This window comes from Marilutibacter maris (genome assembly GCF_006546735.2).
Lineage (GTDB): Bacteria > Pseudomonadota > Gammaproteobacteria > Xanthomonadales > Xanthomonadaceae > Marilutibacter > Marilutibacter maris.
In genome coordinates this window covers 14,057-32,243 of sequence record NZ_VICD02000207.1, presented here as the reverse complement: position 1 = coordinate 32,243, position 18,187 = coordinate 14,057, and the positions used below count along the sequence as shown (strand labels likewise).

The following is an 18,187-nucleotide window of genomic DNA, read 5'->3' as shown; positions in this document are numbered from 1 at the left end:
TCGGTGGCGGCCGCGGCGCGCAGGACGGCGGTCAGACCGGCGCGATCGCCGGGTTCGAACAGCCAACCGTTCTCGCCGTGGCGGACGAAATCCTCGTTGCCGCTGATCCGGCTCGCGATCATCGGCAGGCGTGCGGCCATGCACTCCAGCAGCGAGTTGGACAGGCCCTCGAAGCGCGACGGCAGCACGCCGATGTCGGCGTTGGCGAGCACGGGCCGGACCTCGTCCAGGTGACCGGTGAAGCTCACCCGCGCGCCCAGCGCAAGCTCGTCGGCGAGCGTGATGAGTGCGTCCTCCAGCGGCCCGCTGCCGACGATGGTCAGTTGCAGCCGCGGCGCGGTGGCGACCGCGTCGGAGAAGGCGCGAAGCAGGGTCGGCAGATCCTTTTCTTCGACCAGGCGGCCGACGAAGACCAGTCGGATCCGGTCGTCGTCGCGGACGTGGCGGGGACCGGCCCCGGTCGCGTCGCTGTCCACGGCGTTGGGAATCTCGGCGATGCGCTCGCCGGGCATGCCGCGCCGGGCCAGGGTCGCCGCGATGCGCCGGCTGATCGCCTGCCACGCGTCGGCGCGCCGCAGGCAGCGGCGGACGATACGTCCGGACAGCGAGGGATCGGCCGCGAGCGCGCCCTGTTCCAGATCCCAGGAGCCGGATACCTTGATCACCACGCGCTTGCCGAGCAGCGGACCGAGCAGGGCGCAGACGGTGGCCAGGCTGCGCGCGACATGCACGTGCCACACGTCGTAGTGACGGCGTCGGGCATGCAGGAACATGGCCAGGACCAGCCACAGGCAGGGGCCGCCCAGCCATCTGATCCTCGGGTAGCGGAGACGGCAGACCGGCACGCCCGCGACCCGCGACACCGGTGCCATCGGGCCGCCGCTGGCCATCGGTGTCACCACGGTCACGCCCTGTCCGCGCGTGCGCATCGCTGCCGAGAGCAGGCCGACCTGGGCTTCGGCGCCACCGCCACGGTCTGACGGGTAGGGGCCGTCCAGTACCATCAGCACGCGGGCGGCGCGATCGCGGACCTGGCGGCGCGCCGTCATGCGTCCCCCTCGACGGTGGAACCGGACGCGTTGCCGGCCGATGCCGGCGCCAGCCGGATACCGCGCTCGTAGATCTGCGCCGTCGCCGCGACCATCCGCGCCAGCGAATGGCCGTCGCGCATGCGTTCGCGAGCCGCTTCGGCCAGCCGCCGCCGCAGGCCCGGGTCGTCGGCCAGCCGCTGCATGCAGACGGCGAGCTCCTCGTCGTCGTCGCTGGCGAACAGCAGTCCGGTCCGTTCCGGATCGATCAGTTCGAGATTGCCGCCGACCGCCGAGGCGACGACCGGGCAACCGGCAGCCATGGCTTCCATCAACGCGTTGGACATGCCTTCCTGTCGCGAGGGCAGCACCAGCAGATCGGCCGCCTGCATCAGCGCCGCGGTGTCGTCGCGCTCCCCGAGCAGGCGGACGTCGTCGCCGAGGCCGGCATCCAGGATCTGCCGCTGCAGCGACGGTGCGAGCGGGCCGTCGCCGGCCAGCGCCAGCCACGGGCGCCGCTGCCGCGGCAGCCGGGCCAGGGCGCGGATCAGGCAGGGCAGGTTCTTGACCGCGACCAGACGCCCGACGAACAACGCGAACGGGCGCCCGGGAGGATGGCCGATGGCGGCGGCGAGGCGTTCGCGCTGCATCGCGGTGATCGCCGGCACGGCGGCGATGGCATTGGGCACGACGTCGAAGCGCTCGCGTCCCAGTCCGGTGCCCGAGGCCGCGGCGTCGGCGCAGGCGCGCGCGTTGGCGATGACCGCGTCGCTGTGACGGACGATGAGGCGCTTGATCCGCCAGAACGTGCGCGACGCGTCCAGGTACAGGCCGCGCACCGAGGCGACCAGCGCCGGTCGTCGCGCGAACGGAAACGCCAGCGTGGTCGCGATCAGGGTCCACAGTTCGGCGGTCAGCGAGAACGCATGCACCAGCGCGAAGCGACGCCTGCGCAGGAACGCGACGTAGGCGCACAGGAAGCGGATGTCGACCCGGCCGCGCTTGGGCAGATGATGGACGGCGACGCCGTGCGCGCGGATCGCGTCGACCAGGTGCGAGGGGTTCCTGAAATACAGCAGTTCCGGTTGCCAGCGCGCGCGGTCCAGTCCGCCCAGCAGGTGGGTGATCTGGCGCTGACTGCCGCCGACCTCCATCTCGTCGATGACGATGAGTATCCGTTCAGGCGGCATCGGCGGCCTCCTGCATCAGCGCGTGCAGTCGACCGGCCTCCTTGCGCGCGTCGAACTGCGCTTCGATGTGGCGGCGCGCCTGCAGCGCGAGCCGCGAGCGCAGCGCCGGGTCCGCCATCAGCGACCGGATCGCGTCGGCGAGGGCGGCCGGATCGCGCGGCTCGACCAGCAGGCCGTTGCGATCGTGCTCGATCAGCTCGGGAATGCCCGATACCCGGGTGCTGATCACCGGGCAGCCGCTGGCCATGGCCTCCATCAGCGCGACCGGGATGCCGTCGCGGTTGCCGTCGGCGGCGACCTGGGACGGCAGCGCGAACATGGTCGCGGAGCGCATCCAGTCGCGGATGCGCTCCTGCGGCTGGGCACCGGTGAACTCGATCCGGTCGGCGACACCGCGTTCGCCGGCCCTTTGCCGCAGGGCCTGTTCCAGCGGGCCGGTGCCGACCAGGCGGCAATCGACGTCGATGCCCTGTTGCGCCAGCAAGGCGATCGCATCGACCAGGGTTTCGAAACCCTTGACCGGATCCAGGCGGCCGACCGCGAGGATGGAGCGGGCATCGCGGGTTCCGGCCTGCCAGGGCGAGTTCTCCATGTCGACGCCGCAATGGACGATCCTGAGCTTGTCGCGCGCCGCCGGCGTCGCGCGCGCGCTCAGCCAGTCGACATTGAAGCGCGATATCGTCACCGCCAGCGCCGCGTCGGTGATCTTGTGCGCCAGCAACTGGTTCTCCACGTAGATGTCGTGCGCGTGCGAGGTGAAGCTGAAGGGGCGGTCGGTCAGCCGTGCCAACGCCCAGGCCGCGGTGGACGGATAGGTGGCCCAGTGCGCGTGGATCACCTGTGGATCGAAGTCGCGGAGCCAGCGGGCATGCTGGAGCGCGCGGAACAGTGCCGCCAGCGACTTGAGCGCGACCATCGGCCGACGCCAGCCGTCGATCACCACCAGGCCGACCGCGCGCAGGACGGTGGCCGGCGCGCGGACGCACTCCCGGGCCACGCCGGCCACCGCGGCGGGCCAGGGCAGCGGGTGACGGACGCGGTCGAGCAGGGCCGCCGAGTCGGTCTGCACCAGATCCTTCGACGGCTTCTTCAAGGAGATGATCCTGACGTCGACGCCGCGGGCGATCAGGGCGCCGATCTCGCGCACGATGAAGGTCTCCGATACGCACGGAAACAGCGACACCACGTAGACCACACGGGTCAGAGGGCGGGTCCGGTTCATCGGCCGCTCTCCTGGTAGCGGGTGGTCCGCCACAGGTGCGGGCTCGGGTTGCGCAGGTAGTCGCCGAGGGCGAGCAGCGCACTGGCGTTCAGGCTCAGGAACGCCGCCGCCAGACGGGCCGGCGGGACGCGCCGTGCCAGCCAGCGCGAGTGTCGGCCGAGCACGGCCAGGGCGTAGGCGGCGACCTGCAGGAGGAACAGCCACAGGTAGGGCCGGCTGCCGCCGGCGGCGAGCGTCGCGCTGCAGGCGAACGCGGCGATCAGCAGCCACGGCGCCAGCAGCCGCGACCACTTGTGTCCCCACAGCCGTGCCGCCATCGGGTGCAGGCCGGGCAGCGCCAGCTTCGGAAACCGGTGCAGCAACTGGTAGTTGCCGCTCAGGGTCCTGCGCTTGCGCCGTTCCTCGGACTGCGGGTCGGGACTGGCCCGGTCGAACGCGACCGCGCCCTCGACCGCGACGATGCGGTAGCCGGCTTCGGCGATCGACAGCGGAATCCACATGTCGTCGAGGATCAGGCCCGACGGTACCGGTCCGATCAGACGCCGGCGCGCGGCGTAGATCGCGCCGGTGGCGCCGACCATCGAGCCGGTGGCGCTCTCCAGTCGGCGGATGGCCTTCTCGTAGCGCCAGTAGGCATTGATTCCGGCCGCGAATCCGGCGCCGTCCAGGACCACCAGTTCGCCGCTGGCGGCTCCGACCGACGGGTCGGCGAGTGCCGCGGTCAGCGCCTGCAGCGCGCCGGCATCGAGGGTCTGCCTGACGTCGACGAACAGCACCACTTCCGCGACCAGGGTCGGCAGCACATCGCCGATGCAGGCGGATTTTCCGCGCCGTTCGGAGAACACCACCACGCGCACGTCGTCCGCGGCCAGGCGCCCGGCAACCGCCACGGTGGCGTCGGTGCAGCCGTCGCAGACGATGCAGATGCCGAGCTGCCACGACGGGTAGTCGAGCTGGCGCAGGTTCGCGACCTTGGCCGCGAGTGCGTCGGCGGCGTTGTGCACGACCAGCAGCACCTCGACCGAGGGTTCCTGGGGGCGGGTGACCAGCGGCCGGGGGCGGATCAGGCGGCACAGGGCCAGGTAGGCCGGATAGCCGGCGTAGCCGAGCGCGACGCCCGCCACCGCGAGCCAGAACGCCAGCGCGATCATGGCGTCACCGTTGCGCGCGGCGGGACCGGAGTGCGGAGCCCGCGATCATGGCCGTGTGTCGCCCTCATCGTCCTCTCAACGCCTGTAGCTCACGCTGACCAGGACCGAGTTGCTGTCGAAGCTGCGTCGGGCGATGTTGCTGTCGCGCTCCTGGTGCAGGAAGTCGATGCGTCCGGTCCAGTGACGGGTGAAACGGTTGGCCAGGCCGACGCTGTAGGTCAGGTCGCGGTCCTCGCGATCGATGTCGACGAACTCCCGGTTTTCCCTGAGCGCGTAGAACGACGCGGTCAGGCGCGGACGCAGCCGGTAGGAGGCGGACACGATGATGCCGCGCCGGTTCTCGTCCTCCAGGGTGCTGTCCAGATAGCGCACGCGCCGTCCGTAGGGCACCGCCTGCAGGGTCAGCCGCTCGCCGCGGTAGCGATAGCGGACCCGGACCTGGCGCTCCTTGAACACGCTGGGTTCGACCAGATAGGGCACGTTGAAGTCGTTGAAGCGGATCTGCTCCAGCTCCAGCGGACGGGTCATGTCCTCGCCGCTGTCGGTGAACTGCTGTCGCGCGGATATTCCCAGCAGACTGCGCGCGGACAGGTTCCAGTCAACCGAGGCGCGCAGCAGCAGGGTCGAGTCCTTGCGGCCGCTGCCGTCGAGCTCGACCCGCGAATGGCCGAGGTCGATGTCGGTGTCCAGATGGGCATGGCGGCTGGTCAGGTTGAGGAAGCCGTCCTCGCGGCGGTAGTCGCGGCGATCGCCGGCCTGGTCGAAATCGGCTTCGACCACCGCCAGGTTGAGGGAGAGTTCCCTGTTCGGATCCAGGTCGCGGACCAGGCGGCCGGCAATGCTGTAGCGGTTGCCGTTGAAGCTCTCGGTCTCCTCGGCATGGTTGTCGGCGTAGCGCAGGTCCAGTTGGCCGCGCATGGCCGGTCCGAAGCGCGCTTTCAGGGTCGGGCCGGCGACGAAGACGTTGATCTGCTGGGTGTTGTCGGGCGCATAGGCGGCCAGCCGGTCGACCGGCTGCTGGCTCAGATAGTCGCGGAACACGAAGTCCAGGCGGTCGGGAATGGCGGTGATGTCGAGCTGCCCGTTGAAGCGCGCGCGGGTTTCGTCGGAAAAGGTGTCGTCGAGGTAGTCGTAGTATTCGAGCGCACCCTGCGCCTTGAACCTGATGCGCGGGCCGTCCTGGGTGGCCTCGAAGTACGCGCGCGGGGATACCACCGTTTCCGATACCGGGTCGCGCCCGGATGCGGTCAGGGCGATGTTGTCCTGTCGCTTGACCGCGACGCCGATCTCGTAGTCGACGTCGACCGCCTGCGCCTGCCGGGGCAGTGGCAGGCAGGCGAGCAGGGCGAGCACGAGCGCCGGACGGCAGCGGGGCCGCGGGCCTGGGCCGACGGACGCGCATGACATCGGACGATGGCGTCTGCGGTATGCGGATGATGGGTTCGCCGTCATGGTTTCCCCCTGGCGTTGACGGACCGGGTGTTCGCGGGCCCGGTACTCATGGGCCTAGACCCCTTCGTTGAACACGACGCCGGCGAACTTGGCCGGATCGAAATTGGCGGCGGCCTCGGCGATGGCCTCGGGCGTGTCGCGGCCGTATCCGGCAACCAGCACCACCACGTCGGCCAGATGCGAGAGCAGGCGCGCGTCGGGCGCGCCCAGCACCGGCGGGCTGTCCAGGAACAGATAGCGGTCCGGGTAGCGGTAGCTCAGCGAGTCGATCAGCAGCCGCATCTTGAAACGGGTGAAGTACTCGTTGTCCGGTCGCGGTGCGGTCCCCGCCGGGATCAGCCTGAAGCGGGCGATGCCGGTCTCGTAGAGGATGTCCTCGACCTCGACGGCCGGGCTGTCGAGATAATCGGTCAGTCCGCCGTTGTCGGTGTTGATGCGCATGGTGGTGTGCTGCGACGGTTCCAGCAGATCGCAATCGACCAGCAGTGCGTTGCGACCCTCCTCGAACGCCATCGCGGCGGCCAGGTTGCGGGCGATGAAGCTGCCGCCGCTGCCCTTGCTGACCGGTGCGACCACGGTGGTGATCGACTGTCCGCCGGCGATCGCCAGCAGGCGGGTGCGAAGGTTGCGGAATGCGTTGACCTGCGCCCTTGACGCGGTCGATGCGCTGATGATCGATATCTCCCGACGCTGTTCCGGGCTCAGCAGCGAGGTTTCGGCGGGATGGCCGACCGGCTTGTCCGCGAGCTGCAACTGCTCGCGAAGCTGCCGTTCCACCGATGCGATTCCTGGATCGTTCATTGCTCAGTCCTATCTGAGGATCATCGCGAGTGCGAACGCCAGCGGGACCGACGCCACCAGGGCGGCGGCGACCATCATGTGCTTGCGAATGGCGGCAACGCGTGAAGGCGTGTAGCTCGCCGGGACCGAGCCGAGCACAGGCAGGCCGGCCGAGCTCTCGATCTGGGTGGCGGTGCGGACCCTGGGGTCGAGCTTGATCCAGGCCAGCAGTGCCAATGCCGGAAATGCGACGGCTATCACAAGACCGCCCAGGGCCACGTACATCAGGCGCAGCCCGGTCGCTTGCAGCGGCAGCGCCGCCGCCTCCTGGATGCGGAAGCTCAACTCGCCGTGCTCGGCATCGAGCAGCATCGACATGCGCGCGTTCTCGCGCCGCTCGACCATGTCGTTGTACAGCGACTTGCTGGTGTCGTAGTCGCGCTGCAGCTGGGCCAGTTCGCCTTCCATCGTCGCCAGTTGCTCGTTGCGCAGGCGCTCTTCGGCGATCAGGCGTTCGGCGGTGGCGACGCGTTCGGCAGAGGCACGGCTGCGGCCGCGCGCATCGGCCAGCCTGGCGCGCAGGTCGCTGTAGGCCGGCGTCGCGGTTGCGGCGACCGCGCTCAATGCCGGGCTGGGATTGCGACGCTCGCGTTGCAGTTCGTTCCGCAGGTCGCCCATCTGGCTGCGAATGCGCCGGACGTCGGGGTGCTGCTCGGTGTAGTTCAGGCTCAGCGTGTCCAGCTCCTTCTGCAGGTTGGCCAACTGTTGCTGGATCTGGATCGCGCGGGCGCCGGTGTTGCCGATCGAGTTCTCGCGGCTGAGGTGCGACTGCAGTGCGCTGGCCTGGGCGCGCTGGTCGATCGCGTCCATGCGGGCGCGATCGGTCTCGCGTTGCAGTTCGCTGATCCGGCGGCTGGAGCTTTCGCTGGTGCCGGGAAGGGCGTCGGGATGCTCGCGATAGTAGCCGGCCAGCGCGCTCTCGGCCTCACCGAGGTCCTTTTCGTACTGGCGCGTCTGCGCGTCGATGAATTCGTAGGCGGTGCGACTTTCGGCGGCCTTGCTCTTGAGGTTGACAGCGATGATCGAGTCGGCGAACTGCTGGGCCACCCGCCGTGCGCGCTGCGGGTCGCCGTCGGCATAGCTGATCTTGATCAGGTTGTTGTTCTGGCGCGGGTTGTAGATCTCGGTGCGGGCGGCGATCTGGTCGCGCAGCCGTTCGATCTCCACCGCCGTCATCGCGTCGCGCGGCCAACCGCCGGCGCGGATGACCGAGTCCAGCACCTGCTGGCCGAACGCGATCTCGCGGGCGATGCCGGCATGATCGACGACCGTGGTCGACATCGCGCGGCCCTTCATCAGCGGCTGGATGATGCTCTCTTCCTGGACCCGCACGGAGGCGGTCGAGGTGTATTTCTTGGGCGCCGACAGACCGAGCATGAGCGCGGCGAACGCGATCGCCGCGAATGCGGCGGCCAGCAGCACCGGATGCCTGCGTCCCTCCCTGAACGCCATTCCGGCCAGCGGAATGGCGGGGGACACGCGTGCGATCGGGCGCAGGACCGGACGCGGAGAACCGCCGCCGTTCCATTCGGACAGTTCGTTGCTCACAGCGCGCGCTCGGCTACGGTGATGACGTCACCGGGGGCGACCGGGTAGTTGGTGCTCAGGTCGGAGCCGTCGAGGATCTTCTGCAGCTGCACGTCGTAGGCGCGGTAGGCGTCGTAGGCGCTGCTCTTGCCCTTCTTGCGGTGCAGGCTGCTGCGGTTGCCGGCGGCGAACTCGGTCACTCCGCCGGCGGCAAGCACCGCGTCGAGGACGGTCATGCCCGGGCGGTAGGGGATCGAGACCGGCTGGCGCACCGCCCCGGTGACCCGCACCCGCGACAGGTACTCGTGGCTGCGCAGGTCGGTCAGGATCACCGCGACCTGGGGATCGCGGACATAGGCCGACAGCTTCTGGCCGATGTCGGCGGCGACCGTGCTGGGGGTCAGCCCGCCGGCTTGGACGTCGCCGATCAGCGGCACCGAAATCATGCCGTCCGGGCGCACCGGCGCGGTGATGCCCAGGTCCGGGTTGCGCCAGACCGTGACCTGGACGATGTCGTCGACGCCGATCTGGTACTCGTCGACGGCGGTCACGGCATGGCTGGGTGGCGGCCCGTTGCCGGAGGTCGGCGCGCTGGCGCAGGCGCTCAGCAGCAGGGCGAGGGCGGCGAAGAACAGTATGGTTATCTGGCGCATGACAGCGGTCCCCTTGTTCAGCAGTAGACAACGCAGCGGGAAGTCCGGCCCGGCCAGTCGCGGCGGGGACGGCTCAGTCGCCGTAGTACTCGCGGAACCACTCGACGAAGCGGCGTATGCCGACCTCGACCGGGGTGGTCGGCGCGTAGCCGACGTCGCGACGCAGGGCTTCGACGTCGGCATGCGAATCGGGCACGTCGCCCGGTTGCAATGGCAGCAGGTTGCAGTCGGCCTCGCGGCCCAGGCACTCCTCGATCAGGCGGATGTAGGTCATCAGTTCGACCGGGCGGTCGCTGCCGATGTTGTAGAGCCGGTACGGCGCCGAGGAGGCGGCCGGGCTGCCGTTGCCGAAGTCGTAGTCCGGGTCGGCGGCCGGCACCCTGTCGAGGGCGCGGACCACGCCCTCGACGATGTCGTCGATGTAGGTGAAGTCGCGACGGTGATGGCCGTGGTTGAACACGTCGATCGGCCGGCCGGCGAGGATGTTGCGGGTGAACAGGAACAGGGCCATGTCCGGCCGGCCCCACGGACCGTATACGGTGAAGAAGCGCAGCCCCGTGGTCGGCAGGCCGTACAGATGGCTGTAGGTGTGCGCCATCAGCTCGTTGGACTTCTTGGTTGCCGCGTACAGGCTGACCGGGTGGTCGACCTCGTCGTCGACCGAGAACGGCAGCTTGGTGTTGGCGCCGTAGACCGAGCTGGACGAGGCGTAGACCAGATGCCCGATACGGTGATGGCGGCAGGCTTCGAGGATGTTGAGGAAGCCGACGATATTGCTGTCGATGTAGGCGCGCGGATTCTCGATCGAGTAACGCACGCCGGCCTGCGCGGCGAGGTTGACCACGCGGTCGGGACGGAACCTGTCGAAGGCGTCCTCGACCGCGTCGCGGTCCTCCAGCGAGGCGCGCACGAAGTCGAAGCCCGTTCGCGCGTGCAGCTGGGCCAGCCGCGCCTCCTTCAGGTGCGGGTCGTAGTAGTCGTTGACGTTGTCGAAGCCCAGCACCTCGTCGCCCCGCGCCAGCAGCGCCCGGGCGAGGTGGAAGCCGATGAATCCGGCGGTGCCGGTGACCAGGATCCGCATGCCGTGGCGCCTCCCGCTCACAACCGGCCGTCGACTTCGGCGCCGGGCAGCACGCCCTTGACGTCGAACAGCGGCGTTCCCGGCTTTCCGAATCGGCGCAGGCCGGTCGTGCCCATCTCGACGAACTGGCGATGCGCGACCGCCAGCACCACCGCGTCGTAGCGGGCCGCCTCGGGCGTCTCCACCAGCGCCAGCCCGTACGCCTCGCGCGCCTGCGCCGCGTCGACCCAGGGGTCGTGCACGTCCACCGCGATGCCGTATTCGGCGAGCTCGTCGACGATGTCGGTGACCCGGGTGTTGCGCAGGTCCGGACAGTTCTCCTTGAAGGTGAGGCCCAGCAGCAGCACCCGGCAGTTGGCAGGATGACCGTCGTGCTTCTGGATCAGCCGCACCACGCGACGGGCGACGTGCTGGCCCATGCCGTCGTTGGTGCGTCGTCCTGCCAGGATCACGTCGGTGTGGAAGCCGACCTGCTGCGCCTTGTGGGTCAGGTAGTAGGGGTCCACGCCGATGCAGTGGCCGCCGACCAGACCGGGCCGGAACGGCAGGAAGTTCCACTTGGTGCCGGCGGCGGCCAGTACCTCCTGGGTGTCGATCCCGAGCCGGTCGAACAACTGCGCGAGTTCGTTGATCAGGGCGATGTTGACGTCGCGCTGGATGTTCTCGATTACCTTGGCGCCTTCGGCGACGCGGATGCTGGAGGCGCGATGGGTGCCGGCCGAGACGATCCTCGCGTACAGCGCGTCGACGAATCGGGCCGCGTCCTCGGTGGAGCCGGAGGTGACCTTGGTGATGGTTTCCAGGCGGTGTTCCTGGTCGCCGGGGTTGATCCGCTCCGGGCTGTAGCCGACATAGAAGTCGCGGTTGAACACCAGTCCCGACTCGCGTTCCAGGATCGGCACGCAGACCTCCTCGGTCGCGCCGGGGTAGACGGTGGACTCGTAGATCACCACGTCGCCGCGCGAAAGCGCCTCGCCGACGGTGCGGCTGGCCGCTTCCAGGGGGCGCAGGTCGGGGCGCTTGTAGGCGTCGATCGGGGTCGGCACGGTGACCACGTAGACGTTGCATTCGCGCAGACGTCCGGCGTCGGCGCTGAAGCGCAGTTGCGAGGCTTCGCGCAGCGCCGCCTCGGGCACTTCCAGCGTATGGTCGTGATGGCGTTCCAGCTCGTTGATCCGGGCCAGGTTCACGTCGAAGCCGAGGGTCGGCAGGCGGCGGCCGAAGGCCACGGCCAGCGGCAGCCCGACGTATCCCAGTCCCACGACGGCCAGCCGGATCTGCTCCGGTTTCGGCAGCGGGGCGTCCATAGGTGCTTGGGGTCTCCAGAAGTTCTCAGGCGGCGGATGGTCGTGCCGGTGCCACGACGGCAGCGGCGGCGGATGTTTGCTGGCTTGCGGTTCGACCCCTTGCGGCCGGATGGCACTCGGTAATCACCGCTCTGCCCGGACTGAACGGGGAACCGGCGGATTTCCGGCAACGTTTCCGGTCACGCGCGCGTTTCGCGTTGTCCCGGACAGGCAAGCACGGCGACGAGGCCCCGATGCGAGTTCTGGTTACCGGTGGAGCGGGCTACATAGGCGCCCATGCCTGCATGGTCCTGATCGAGCGCGGCCACGAGGTCGTGGTCGTCGACAACTTCCGCAACAGTTCTCCGGAAGCGATCACCCGGCTGGAGTCGCTGCTGGGGCTTCCGATCGCGGTCGACCGGCTCGACCTGCGCGACCGCGCGCGCCTGGCCCGGGTGTTCGCGCGCCACCGCTTCGATGCCGTGGTCCATTTCGCCGCGCTCAAGGCGGTGGGCGAGTCGTGCCAGTGTCCGCTGGAGTACTTCGACAACAACATCGGAGGCTCGATCGCGCTGCTGCAGGAGATGGCGGCGGCGGGGGTCAAGCGCCTGGTGTTCAGCTCCTCGGCGACGGTGTACGGGATGCCCGAGTCGGTGCCGGTGCGCGAGGACGCCGAACTGAAGGTCACCAATCCCTACGGACGCACCAAGCTGGTGGTCGAGCAGCTGCTGGCCGACGTGGCGGCCAGCGATCCCGCGTTCCAGGTCGCCGACCTGCGCTATTTCAATCCGGTCGGCGCGCACCCGTCGGGGCTGATCGGCGAAGCCCCGGACGGCCCGCCCAACAACCTGATGCCCTACGTGTGCCAGGTCGCGGCCGGGCGCCGGGAGCGCCTGCAGGTGTTCGGCGGCGACTATCCGACCCGCGACGGCACCGGCGTGCGCGATTACCTGCACGTGGTCGACCTGGCCCGCGCGCACGCCGATGCGCTCGACTACCTGGTCCGCGATCGCGGGGGGCTGACCGTCAACCTCGGCACCGGCAGCGGGATCAGCGTGCTGGAACTGGTCCGTGCGTTCGAGGCCGCCAGCGAGCGGCCGGTGCCCTACGAGATCGTCGCCCGGCGTCCGGGCGATGTCGCCGAGGTGTTCGCCGACCCGTCGCTGGCCTACGAACGGCTGGGCTGGCGTGCCGAGTTCGGCGTCGAGGCGATGTGTCGAGATGCCTGGCGTTGGCAGGCGCTCAATCCCGACGGCTACCGCACCCGCCTGGCCGAGGCGATGCGCGCACGCGCGGTCGCCTGAGCGCGGGGATGCTGGGCTATTGGTCGGCGCCGCTCAGCGCGTCGGCCACCGCGTCGGGTCGTTTCATCCAGGCGAAGTGGTCGGCGCGGATGCCCAGCGTGTCGGCATCGAGCAGCCGGTGCCCGACCCGGGCACGATCGAACTTCGACAGCAGGAATTCGAGCGCGGACTCCGGCGCCAGCCAGTCGTGGGTGAAGGCGACGCTGCGGACCCGCGGGGTCAGGGCCGCCATCCTCGCTTCCAGATCGACGTCGAGTCCGCGCGCGCGGTAGCGCCCGCTGAGCGCGCTGCGTGCCCAGTCGCCGATCAGGCCCCGGGCCTCCTCGCCGCCGAAACCGATCCTGCGGCCGGGCAGCGCACCGCGCGCATTGGCCAGCCAGGGCAGGAACCGATAGGCCAGCGGCAGCCACCAGCGGGTCGGGGCGGGGAAGGCCCGCCAGTACGGCGAGCCGCTGGCGACCAGCCACAGCCGCTCGGCGCAGGCCGGCGTCATCCCCAGACGGCAGCAGGCCAGTTGTCCGCCGAGGCTGTGTCCGCCGAGGATCCGCTCGCTGCCGGGAAAGGCCTGCGCCACCGCCGCCTCGGTGGCCGGCAGGTCGTCGACGAGCAGTTGCGCATAACCCCAGTCGGTGTTCCGGTCCGGTCGCAGCGAACTGCTGCCGTAGCCGCGCCACTCGTGGATCACCGTGGCGATGCCGCGCGCGGCCAGCGCTTCGGCGAACGGCAGGTAGTGGCGTGCGGCCACGCCCAGCGCCGGCAGCCAGGTCACAACCGCCGCCGGTGCCGGCGGACGCCGGACCAGCAGCGACCAGCGATGCCCGTCGCCGCTTTCGCAAGGCAGCTCGGAGGCGTCCGCCCCAGCCCCGGTCGCCGCGTTCATGCCGCCCCCGCCGCGCCGAAGTGGTCCAGCACCAGCACCTCGCCGCGCCCGGGACGATAGCCCCCGAGCAGGGCCTGGTTCACGTAGTGGGCAGCCCGTTCGCAGGCCTCCGGCAGCGGGTGCCCGAGCGCCAGCCGCGCGGCAATCGCCGAGGCCAGCGTGCAGCCGGTGCCGTGCGCCTCCAGATCCAGTCTGGGGTGGCCGTACTGGGCGACACAGTCGCCGTCCCAGTAGCGGTCGATCACCCACTCGTCGCGGCCCAGGTGCCCGCCCTTGAGCAGCACCGCGCGCGCACCGAGGTCCTCGACGAACTCGGCCAGCGCCGATTCGGCCGTGGCCGCGTCGACGACCGGATGGCCGAGCAACAGTTCGGCCTCGGGAATATTGGGGGTGACCACACTGGCCAGCGGCAGCAGGCGGTCCCGCAGCGCGCCGAGGGCGTCGTCGGCCAGCAGCTTGGCGCCGGAGGTGGCGACCATCACCGGATCGAGCACGACATGGGGCGGGCGATGGGCTTGCAGGGCGTCGGCGACGGCGTGGATGACCTCGGCATTGGCCAGCATGCCGAGCTTGACTGCGCCGATGCGGAAGTCCTCGAAGCAGGCTTCGATCTGCGCGCGCAGGAACGCGGTCGGCGGCACCTCCACCGCGGTGACCCCACGGGTGTGCTGGGCGGTCAGCGCGGCGATCGCGCTCAGGCCGTGCACGCGGTGCGCGGCGAAAGTCTTCAGATCGGCCTGGATGCCGGCGCCACCGCCGGAGTCGGAACCGGCGATGGTAAGGACGGAAATGGGCTGGGACGCGCTCATGCCGACATTGTGCCCCGAACGCGCCGCTGGAACGGGGTGCGCGCGCTCAGTGGGCCTGACGTTCCAGGATCGTTTCCGCCAGCCTGACCGCACGCTCGAAGTTGGAGACGAAATGCAGTTCGCCGTCGCGCTCCTGCAACTGCATGTTCGAGATCACCCGGTTCGGCTGCTCCTGCAGTCCGGAAATCACCAGCACGATGCCGAGGCGCTGGCAGCGTCGGGCGAGGTTGCGCAGCGCATGTACGCCGCTGGCGTCGATCACCGGCACCAGCCGCATCCGCAGGATGAATACCTTCGGCGGCTCGAAGAACTGGTCGAGCAGGCTGTCGAGGCGGTTGCTGCTGCCGAAGAACAACGGGCCGCTGATCTGGAAGGCCTCCACGCCCTTCGGCAGCCGGGCGCGCTGGTTTTCATCGTCGCGAGCCTCGTCGTCCCGGACATCGCTTTGCGGTGCAAGGTCGTCGTCGGTCGGCCGGATGCCGGCGCTGATTTCCATCGATTCGGACATGCGGAACATGAAGACGAAGGCCGCGACCACGATGCCGGCCTGGATTGCCACGGTCAGGTCGACCAGCGCGGTCAGGACGAAGGTCAGCAGCAGCACGATGCGGTCGCCGATGGGCGCCGACAGGGTGTTGCGGAAGTGCTCGACCTCGCTCATGTTCCAGGCCACCACCAGCAGGACCGCGGCCAGGGCGGCCAGCGGCACATAGCCCATCAGCGGCGCCAGCAGCAGCATGAAGGCGAGCAGGAACACCGCGTGCAGCATGCCGGCGACGGGGCTGCGTCCGCCGGAGCGGATATTGGTCGCGGTGCGCGCGATCGCGCCGGTCGCCGGCAGGCCGCCGAACAGCGCCGAGCCGACGTTGGCCACGCCCTGCGCGACCAGTTCGCCGTTGGAACGGTGACGGCCGCCGGTCATGCCGTCGGCGACCACCGCCGACAGCAGCGATTCCACCCCGGCCAGGAACGCGATGGTGAACGAGCTGGGCAGCAGTTCCAGCGTGCGCTCGAACGGAATGTGCGGGATCGCGAAGTCCGGCAGGCTCAGCGGCAGCCCGCCGAACCGGCTGCCGATGGTTTCCACCGGCATCGCGAACGCGGCGGCGGCGGTCGAACAGGCCAGCAACGCGATCAGGAATCCGGGCCAGTTGGGCTTCCAGCGGCGCAGCCCGACGATCACCGCCAGCCCCAGCACGGCCAGCGCGATGGTCGCCGGCTGGGCGGTGGCGATGTGGCGGGCATAGGCGGCCCAGCGCGGGATGAACTCGGCGGGCACCGTGTCCATCTGCAGGCCCAGCGCGTCCTTGACCTGGCTGGAGAAGATGCTGACCGCGATGCCGGCGGTGAAGCCGGTGATCACCGGCTGCGGCATGTATTTCATCAGCGTGCCCAGGCGCAGCAGGCCGGCGGCGATCAGCATCAGCCCGGCCAGCAGGGTGCACAGGATCAGTCCGCCGTAGCCGAACTTCTGGATCACCATGAACACGACCGGGATGAACGCCGCGGTCGGCCCGCCGATCTGCACCCGCGAGCCGCTCAGCATCGAGATCAGGAAGCCGGCGATGATCGCCGTGTGCAGTCCCTTCTCCGGTCCGGTCCCCGACGCGATCGCCAGGGCCATCGCCAGCGGCAGTGCGACCACCGCGACGGTCAGGCCGGCGACCAGGTCGCGGCGGAAGTCGCCGAAGCGATAGCCCTCGCGCAGCACCGTCAGCAGCTTGGGTTCGAACATGCGCAGGTACCGCGCGCGGTCGGCTCGCAGGCGATCGAAGGCCATCACTCCCGCTCCTTCAGTCGCACCCCGCGTCCACGCGCCTGGCTCGGCTGCTCGGGGCCGATCAGTTCGATGCCGGCCGCGTCCAGTGCATCGATCACCTTCATCAGGGTGCCGACCACCGCCCGCACGGTGCCGTCGCTGGCCTCCATGCGCTGGATGGTCGGAAGCGAAACACCGGCCATCGCGGCCAACTGGCGCTGGTCGATGCCCAGCAGGGCGCGTGCGGCCCGCATCTGTGCGGCGGTGATCATCGAGGGATCAGGGGAGGGGGGAGTGATCCGGAGTTTCGATGCTCACTCATCTGAATGCAAGTTCCATCTATTTATTTTGATGTTTTATACATCATATCGGTGGACGCAACCGCTACCTGATGCCTTCCGCGACGGCGGCGATGGGCCGCTCCCGTTCCTCTGGCACTGGCCGGCGTCGGGTATCGCCGTCTTTGTCTTTGTTGCTGGCCGCCCGCTGGCGGCGGCGGGCTCGTCGATATCAGAATAGGGTGTTCATTGCTTTTGAAGCGGGGCCACCTGGCCGGTGATCCGCTCCTGATTTCGGTTCTGAATGCCGTCAAAATGTGATGTACATCACATAAATTACATGGGGCTTGATATCCGTCGAGGAATTTGACGCGGACCTCACGCCCCTGTGACTTTGATGAACGCAGCTTCAGGGAAGGAGGCGACCACAAGTCCGGCTCAACAGGACTCGGAGGGCGGGGAACCCTTCGCTACCCAGACATACGACGAACAGGCCCGGCCAGGGGGGCCGGGAGCAACGCGTGGGATGCGCAGTTGACGTTCGTGCTGGCGACATCTTCCAGCCGCTGTGCTCCGACGTACACAGGATCGGTCCGATGCGGCCGATGGTCCCGCATGGGGGCTCTGCAGTGCTCATGGGAAGAAAACCGCTCAACTATCAGAAGGGGTATTCGATATGGCTCGCAGAATTGCTCGGATCGCCGCAGTCGCTCTGGTTGCGACGCTTCCGTTGACCGCGGCTGGAGTCGTGTGGCTCAACCAGTACAACGACGGGCGGGCGCCCGAATCGATGCGCGACGAGCTGGCCGGCGACATCGTCACGCGCTGGTCGGTCGAAGGGGCGCGGAGCCAGAACGTGACTCCGGCGCAGTGGGAGCAACAGATCAGCTCGACCCTGCAGAGCGCGGACATGTCCAATCTGGAACGCGCCGCCAGTTCGACCAGCTACGACGGCATGAGCGCCGCGCTGCTGGGGAACCCGACGGTGATGGCCGCAGGCGGCGATGTCGGCACCATGGCACTGGGTTCGACCGACGCGGACCTGGTCTACACCCCGATCACCACCTGTCGTATCGCCGATAGCCGGATCGTCGGTGGGCCGATCGCGACCAACGGTTACCGCGACCTGCTGGGCACCACCGCCACCGACTTCACCGCGCAGGGTGGTTCCGGCACCGATTGCGGCATCCCGGCCAACGTGGCCGCGCTGTCGATGCGGGTCACCGCGGTCAACCAGGTCAACTACGGCTACTTCACCCTGTACCCGGCGGACGAGGGCAAGCCGCTGATCTCGTCGCTGAACTTCACGACCGGCAGACCGGTATCGAACCACGGCATCGTCCGCCTGTGCCGGCCCGGTTGCGCGAGCCAGATCAAGGCGTATGCCAATACCCAGGCCGATATCGTGATCGACGTCGACGGCTACTTCACCGAACCCGAGGCGACCGCGCTGGACTGCACGGTCGCGCAGCAGACCGGCAACCTGGATCTTCTGAGTGGGCTGCAGACCCGCTCGGTCAGCTGTCCGGCGGGCTACACCGCCACCGGCGGCGGGTGCGGTGGTCCCTTGGGCATCGGCATCAGCGATTCCCAGCCGCTGGTCACGTCCGGCCAGCCGACCGGATGGAGCTGCGGCCTGGTCGGTTCGCTGTTGAGCGTGATCTCCTATGAGGTCAACGCGACCTGCTGCAGAACGCCCGGCCGCTGACCGGAGTGGTGCGACGAAA

16 protein-coding genes are annotated in these 18,187 nt (G+C 69.2%); 2 read left to right on the top strand and 14 right to left on the bottom strand.

Annotated features, from left to right (window positions below):
• The 10 genes from FKV24_RS11965 to FKV24_RS11920 all read right to left on the bottom strand — a co-directional run.
• Window positions 1-1,049: glycosyltransferase (locus FKV24_RS11965; RefSeq protein WP_141482536.1), on the bottom strand; the 1,049-nt coding region annotated here is incomplete at its 3' end.
• Window positions 1,046-2,218, bottom strand: a complete 1,173-nt coding sequence (locus FKV24_RS11960; RefSeq protein WP_141482535.1) for a glycosyltransferase — start codon at window positions 2,216-2,218, stop codon at window positions 1,046-1,048. The genes FKV24_RS11960 and FKV24_RS11965, both read right to left, overlap by 4 nt.
• Entirely contained in the window at window positions 2,208-3,440 is a 1,233-nt protein-coding gene (locus FKV24_RS11955; protein ID WP_141482534.1) for a glycosyltransferase, read from the bottom strand. The genes FKV24_RS11960 and FKV24_RS11955 overlap by 11 nt, the downstream gene beginning before the upstream one ends.
• The gene (locus FKV24_RS11950) at window positions 3,437-4,591 is read right to left on the bottom strand and encodes a glycosyltransferase family 2 protein (RefSeq protein ID WP_141482533.1); all 1,155 of its coding nucleotides are present in this window, start codon (window positions 4,589-4,591) and stop codon (window positions 3,437-3,439) included. Before FKV24_RS11950 ends, FKV24_RS11955 begins: the two co-directional genes overlap by 4 nt.
• A 75-nt stretch (window positions 4,592-4,666) precedes the next feature.
• Window positions 4,667-5,944, bottom strand: coding sequence for an outer membrane beta-barrel protein (locus tag FKV24_RS11945; protein WP_170288295.1), 1,278 nt, complete (start codon window positions 5,942-5,944; stop codon window positions 4,667-4,669).
• 153 nt (window positions 5,945-6,097) lie between these two features.
• Window positions 6,098-6,844: a P-loop NTPase family protein gene (locus tag FKV24_RS11940; protein ID WP_141482531.1), complete on the bottom strand. Its 747-nt coding sequence runs from the start codon at window positions 6,842-6,844 to the stop codon at window positions 6,098-6,100.
• Window positions 6,845-6,853: 9 nt separating this feature from the next.
• Window positions 6,854-8,362: an XrtA system polysaccharide chain length determinant gene (locus FKV24_RS11935; RefSeq protein WP_141482530.1), complete on the bottom strand. Its 1,509-nt coding sequence runs from the start codon at window positions 8,360-8,362 to the stop codon at window positions 6,854-6,856.
• A gap of 65 nt (window positions 8,363-8,427) precedes the next feature.
• Window positions 8,428-9,063 (bottom strand): XrtA/PEP-CTERM system exopolysaccharide export protein, encoded by a 636-nt coding sequence (locus FKV24_RS11930; protein WP_141482529.1) that lies wholly within the window; start codon window positions 9,061-9,063, stop codon window positions 8,428-8,430.
• 73 nt (window positions 9,064-9,136) lie between these two features.
• Window positions 9,137-10,144 carry an NAD-dependent epimerase gene (locus FKV24_RS11925; protein WP_141482528.1) on the bottom strand — a complete coding sequence of 336 codons (1,008 nt, stop codon included), beginning with the start codon at window positions 10,142-10,144 and terminating at the stop codon, window positions 9,137-9,139.
• Window positions 10,145-10,161: 17 nt separating this feature from the next.
• On the bottom strand, window positions 10,162-11,451 hold the full coding sequence (locus tag FKV24_RS11920) for a nucleotide sugar dehydrogenase (protein WP_283016209.1): 1,290 nt from the start codon (window positions 11,449-11,451) through the stop codon (window positions 10,162-10,164).
• Window positions 11,452-11,684: 233 nt separating this feature from the next.
• Between FKV24_RS11920 and galE the strand changes: the two genes are divergently transcribed.
• Complete coding sequence (galE, locus tag FKV24_RS11915; protein ID WP_111266789.1) at window positions 11,685-12,734, top strand: UDP-glucose 4-epimerase GalE; 1,050 nt, start codon at window positions 11,685-11,687, stop codon at window positions 12,732-12,734.
• 16 nt (window positions 12,735-12,750) lie between these two features.
• Here galE and FKV24_RS11910 read toward each other — a convergent pair whose 3' ends face one another.
• From FKV24_RS11910 to FKV24_RS11895, 4 genes are read right to left on the bottom strand one after another with little or no spacing between them, the layout of a single operon-like run.
• A complete protein-coding gene (locus FKV24_RS11910) occupies window positions 12,751-13,614 on the bottom strand; it encodes an alpha/beta hydrolase family protein (RefSeq protein ID WP_141482527.1) in 864 nt (287 codons plus the stop codon).
• On the bottom strand, window positions 13,611-14,423 hold the full coding sequence (gene thiD / locus FKV24_RS11905; protein ID WP_141482526.1) for a bifunctional hydroxymethylpyrimidine kinase/phosphomethylpyrimidine kinase: 813 nt from the start codon (window positions 14,421-14,423) through the stop codon (window positions 13,611-13,613). The genes FKV24_RS11910 and thiD overlap by 4 nt, the downstream gene beginning before the upstream one ends.
• A gap of 46 nt (window positions 14,424-14,469) precedes the next feature.
• Window positions 14,470-16,203, bottom strand: coding sequence for a SulP family inorganic anion transporter (locus tag FKV24_RS11900; RefSeq protein WP_170288294.1), 1,734 nt, complete (start codon window positions 16,201-16,203; stop codon window positions 14,470-14,472).
• Window positions 16,203-16,454, bottom strand: coding sequence for a helix-turn-helix domain-containing protein (locus FKV24_RS11895; protein ID WP_111266786.1), 252 nt, complete (start codon window positions 16,452-16,454; stop codon window positions 16,203-16,205). Before FKV24_RS11895 ends, FKV24_RS11900 begins: the two co-directional genes overlap by 1 nt.
• A gap of 736 nt (window positions 16,455-17,190) precedes the next feature.
• On the opposite strand from FKV24_RS11895, the gene FKV24_RS11890 reads away from it, so the two are divergent.
• Entirely contained in the window at window positions 17,191-18,168 is a 978-nt protein-coding gene (locus tag FKV24_RS11890; protein ID WP_141482525.1) for a hypothetical protein, read from the top strand.
• The last annotated feature ends 19 nt before the right edge of the window (window positions 18,169-18,187 follow it).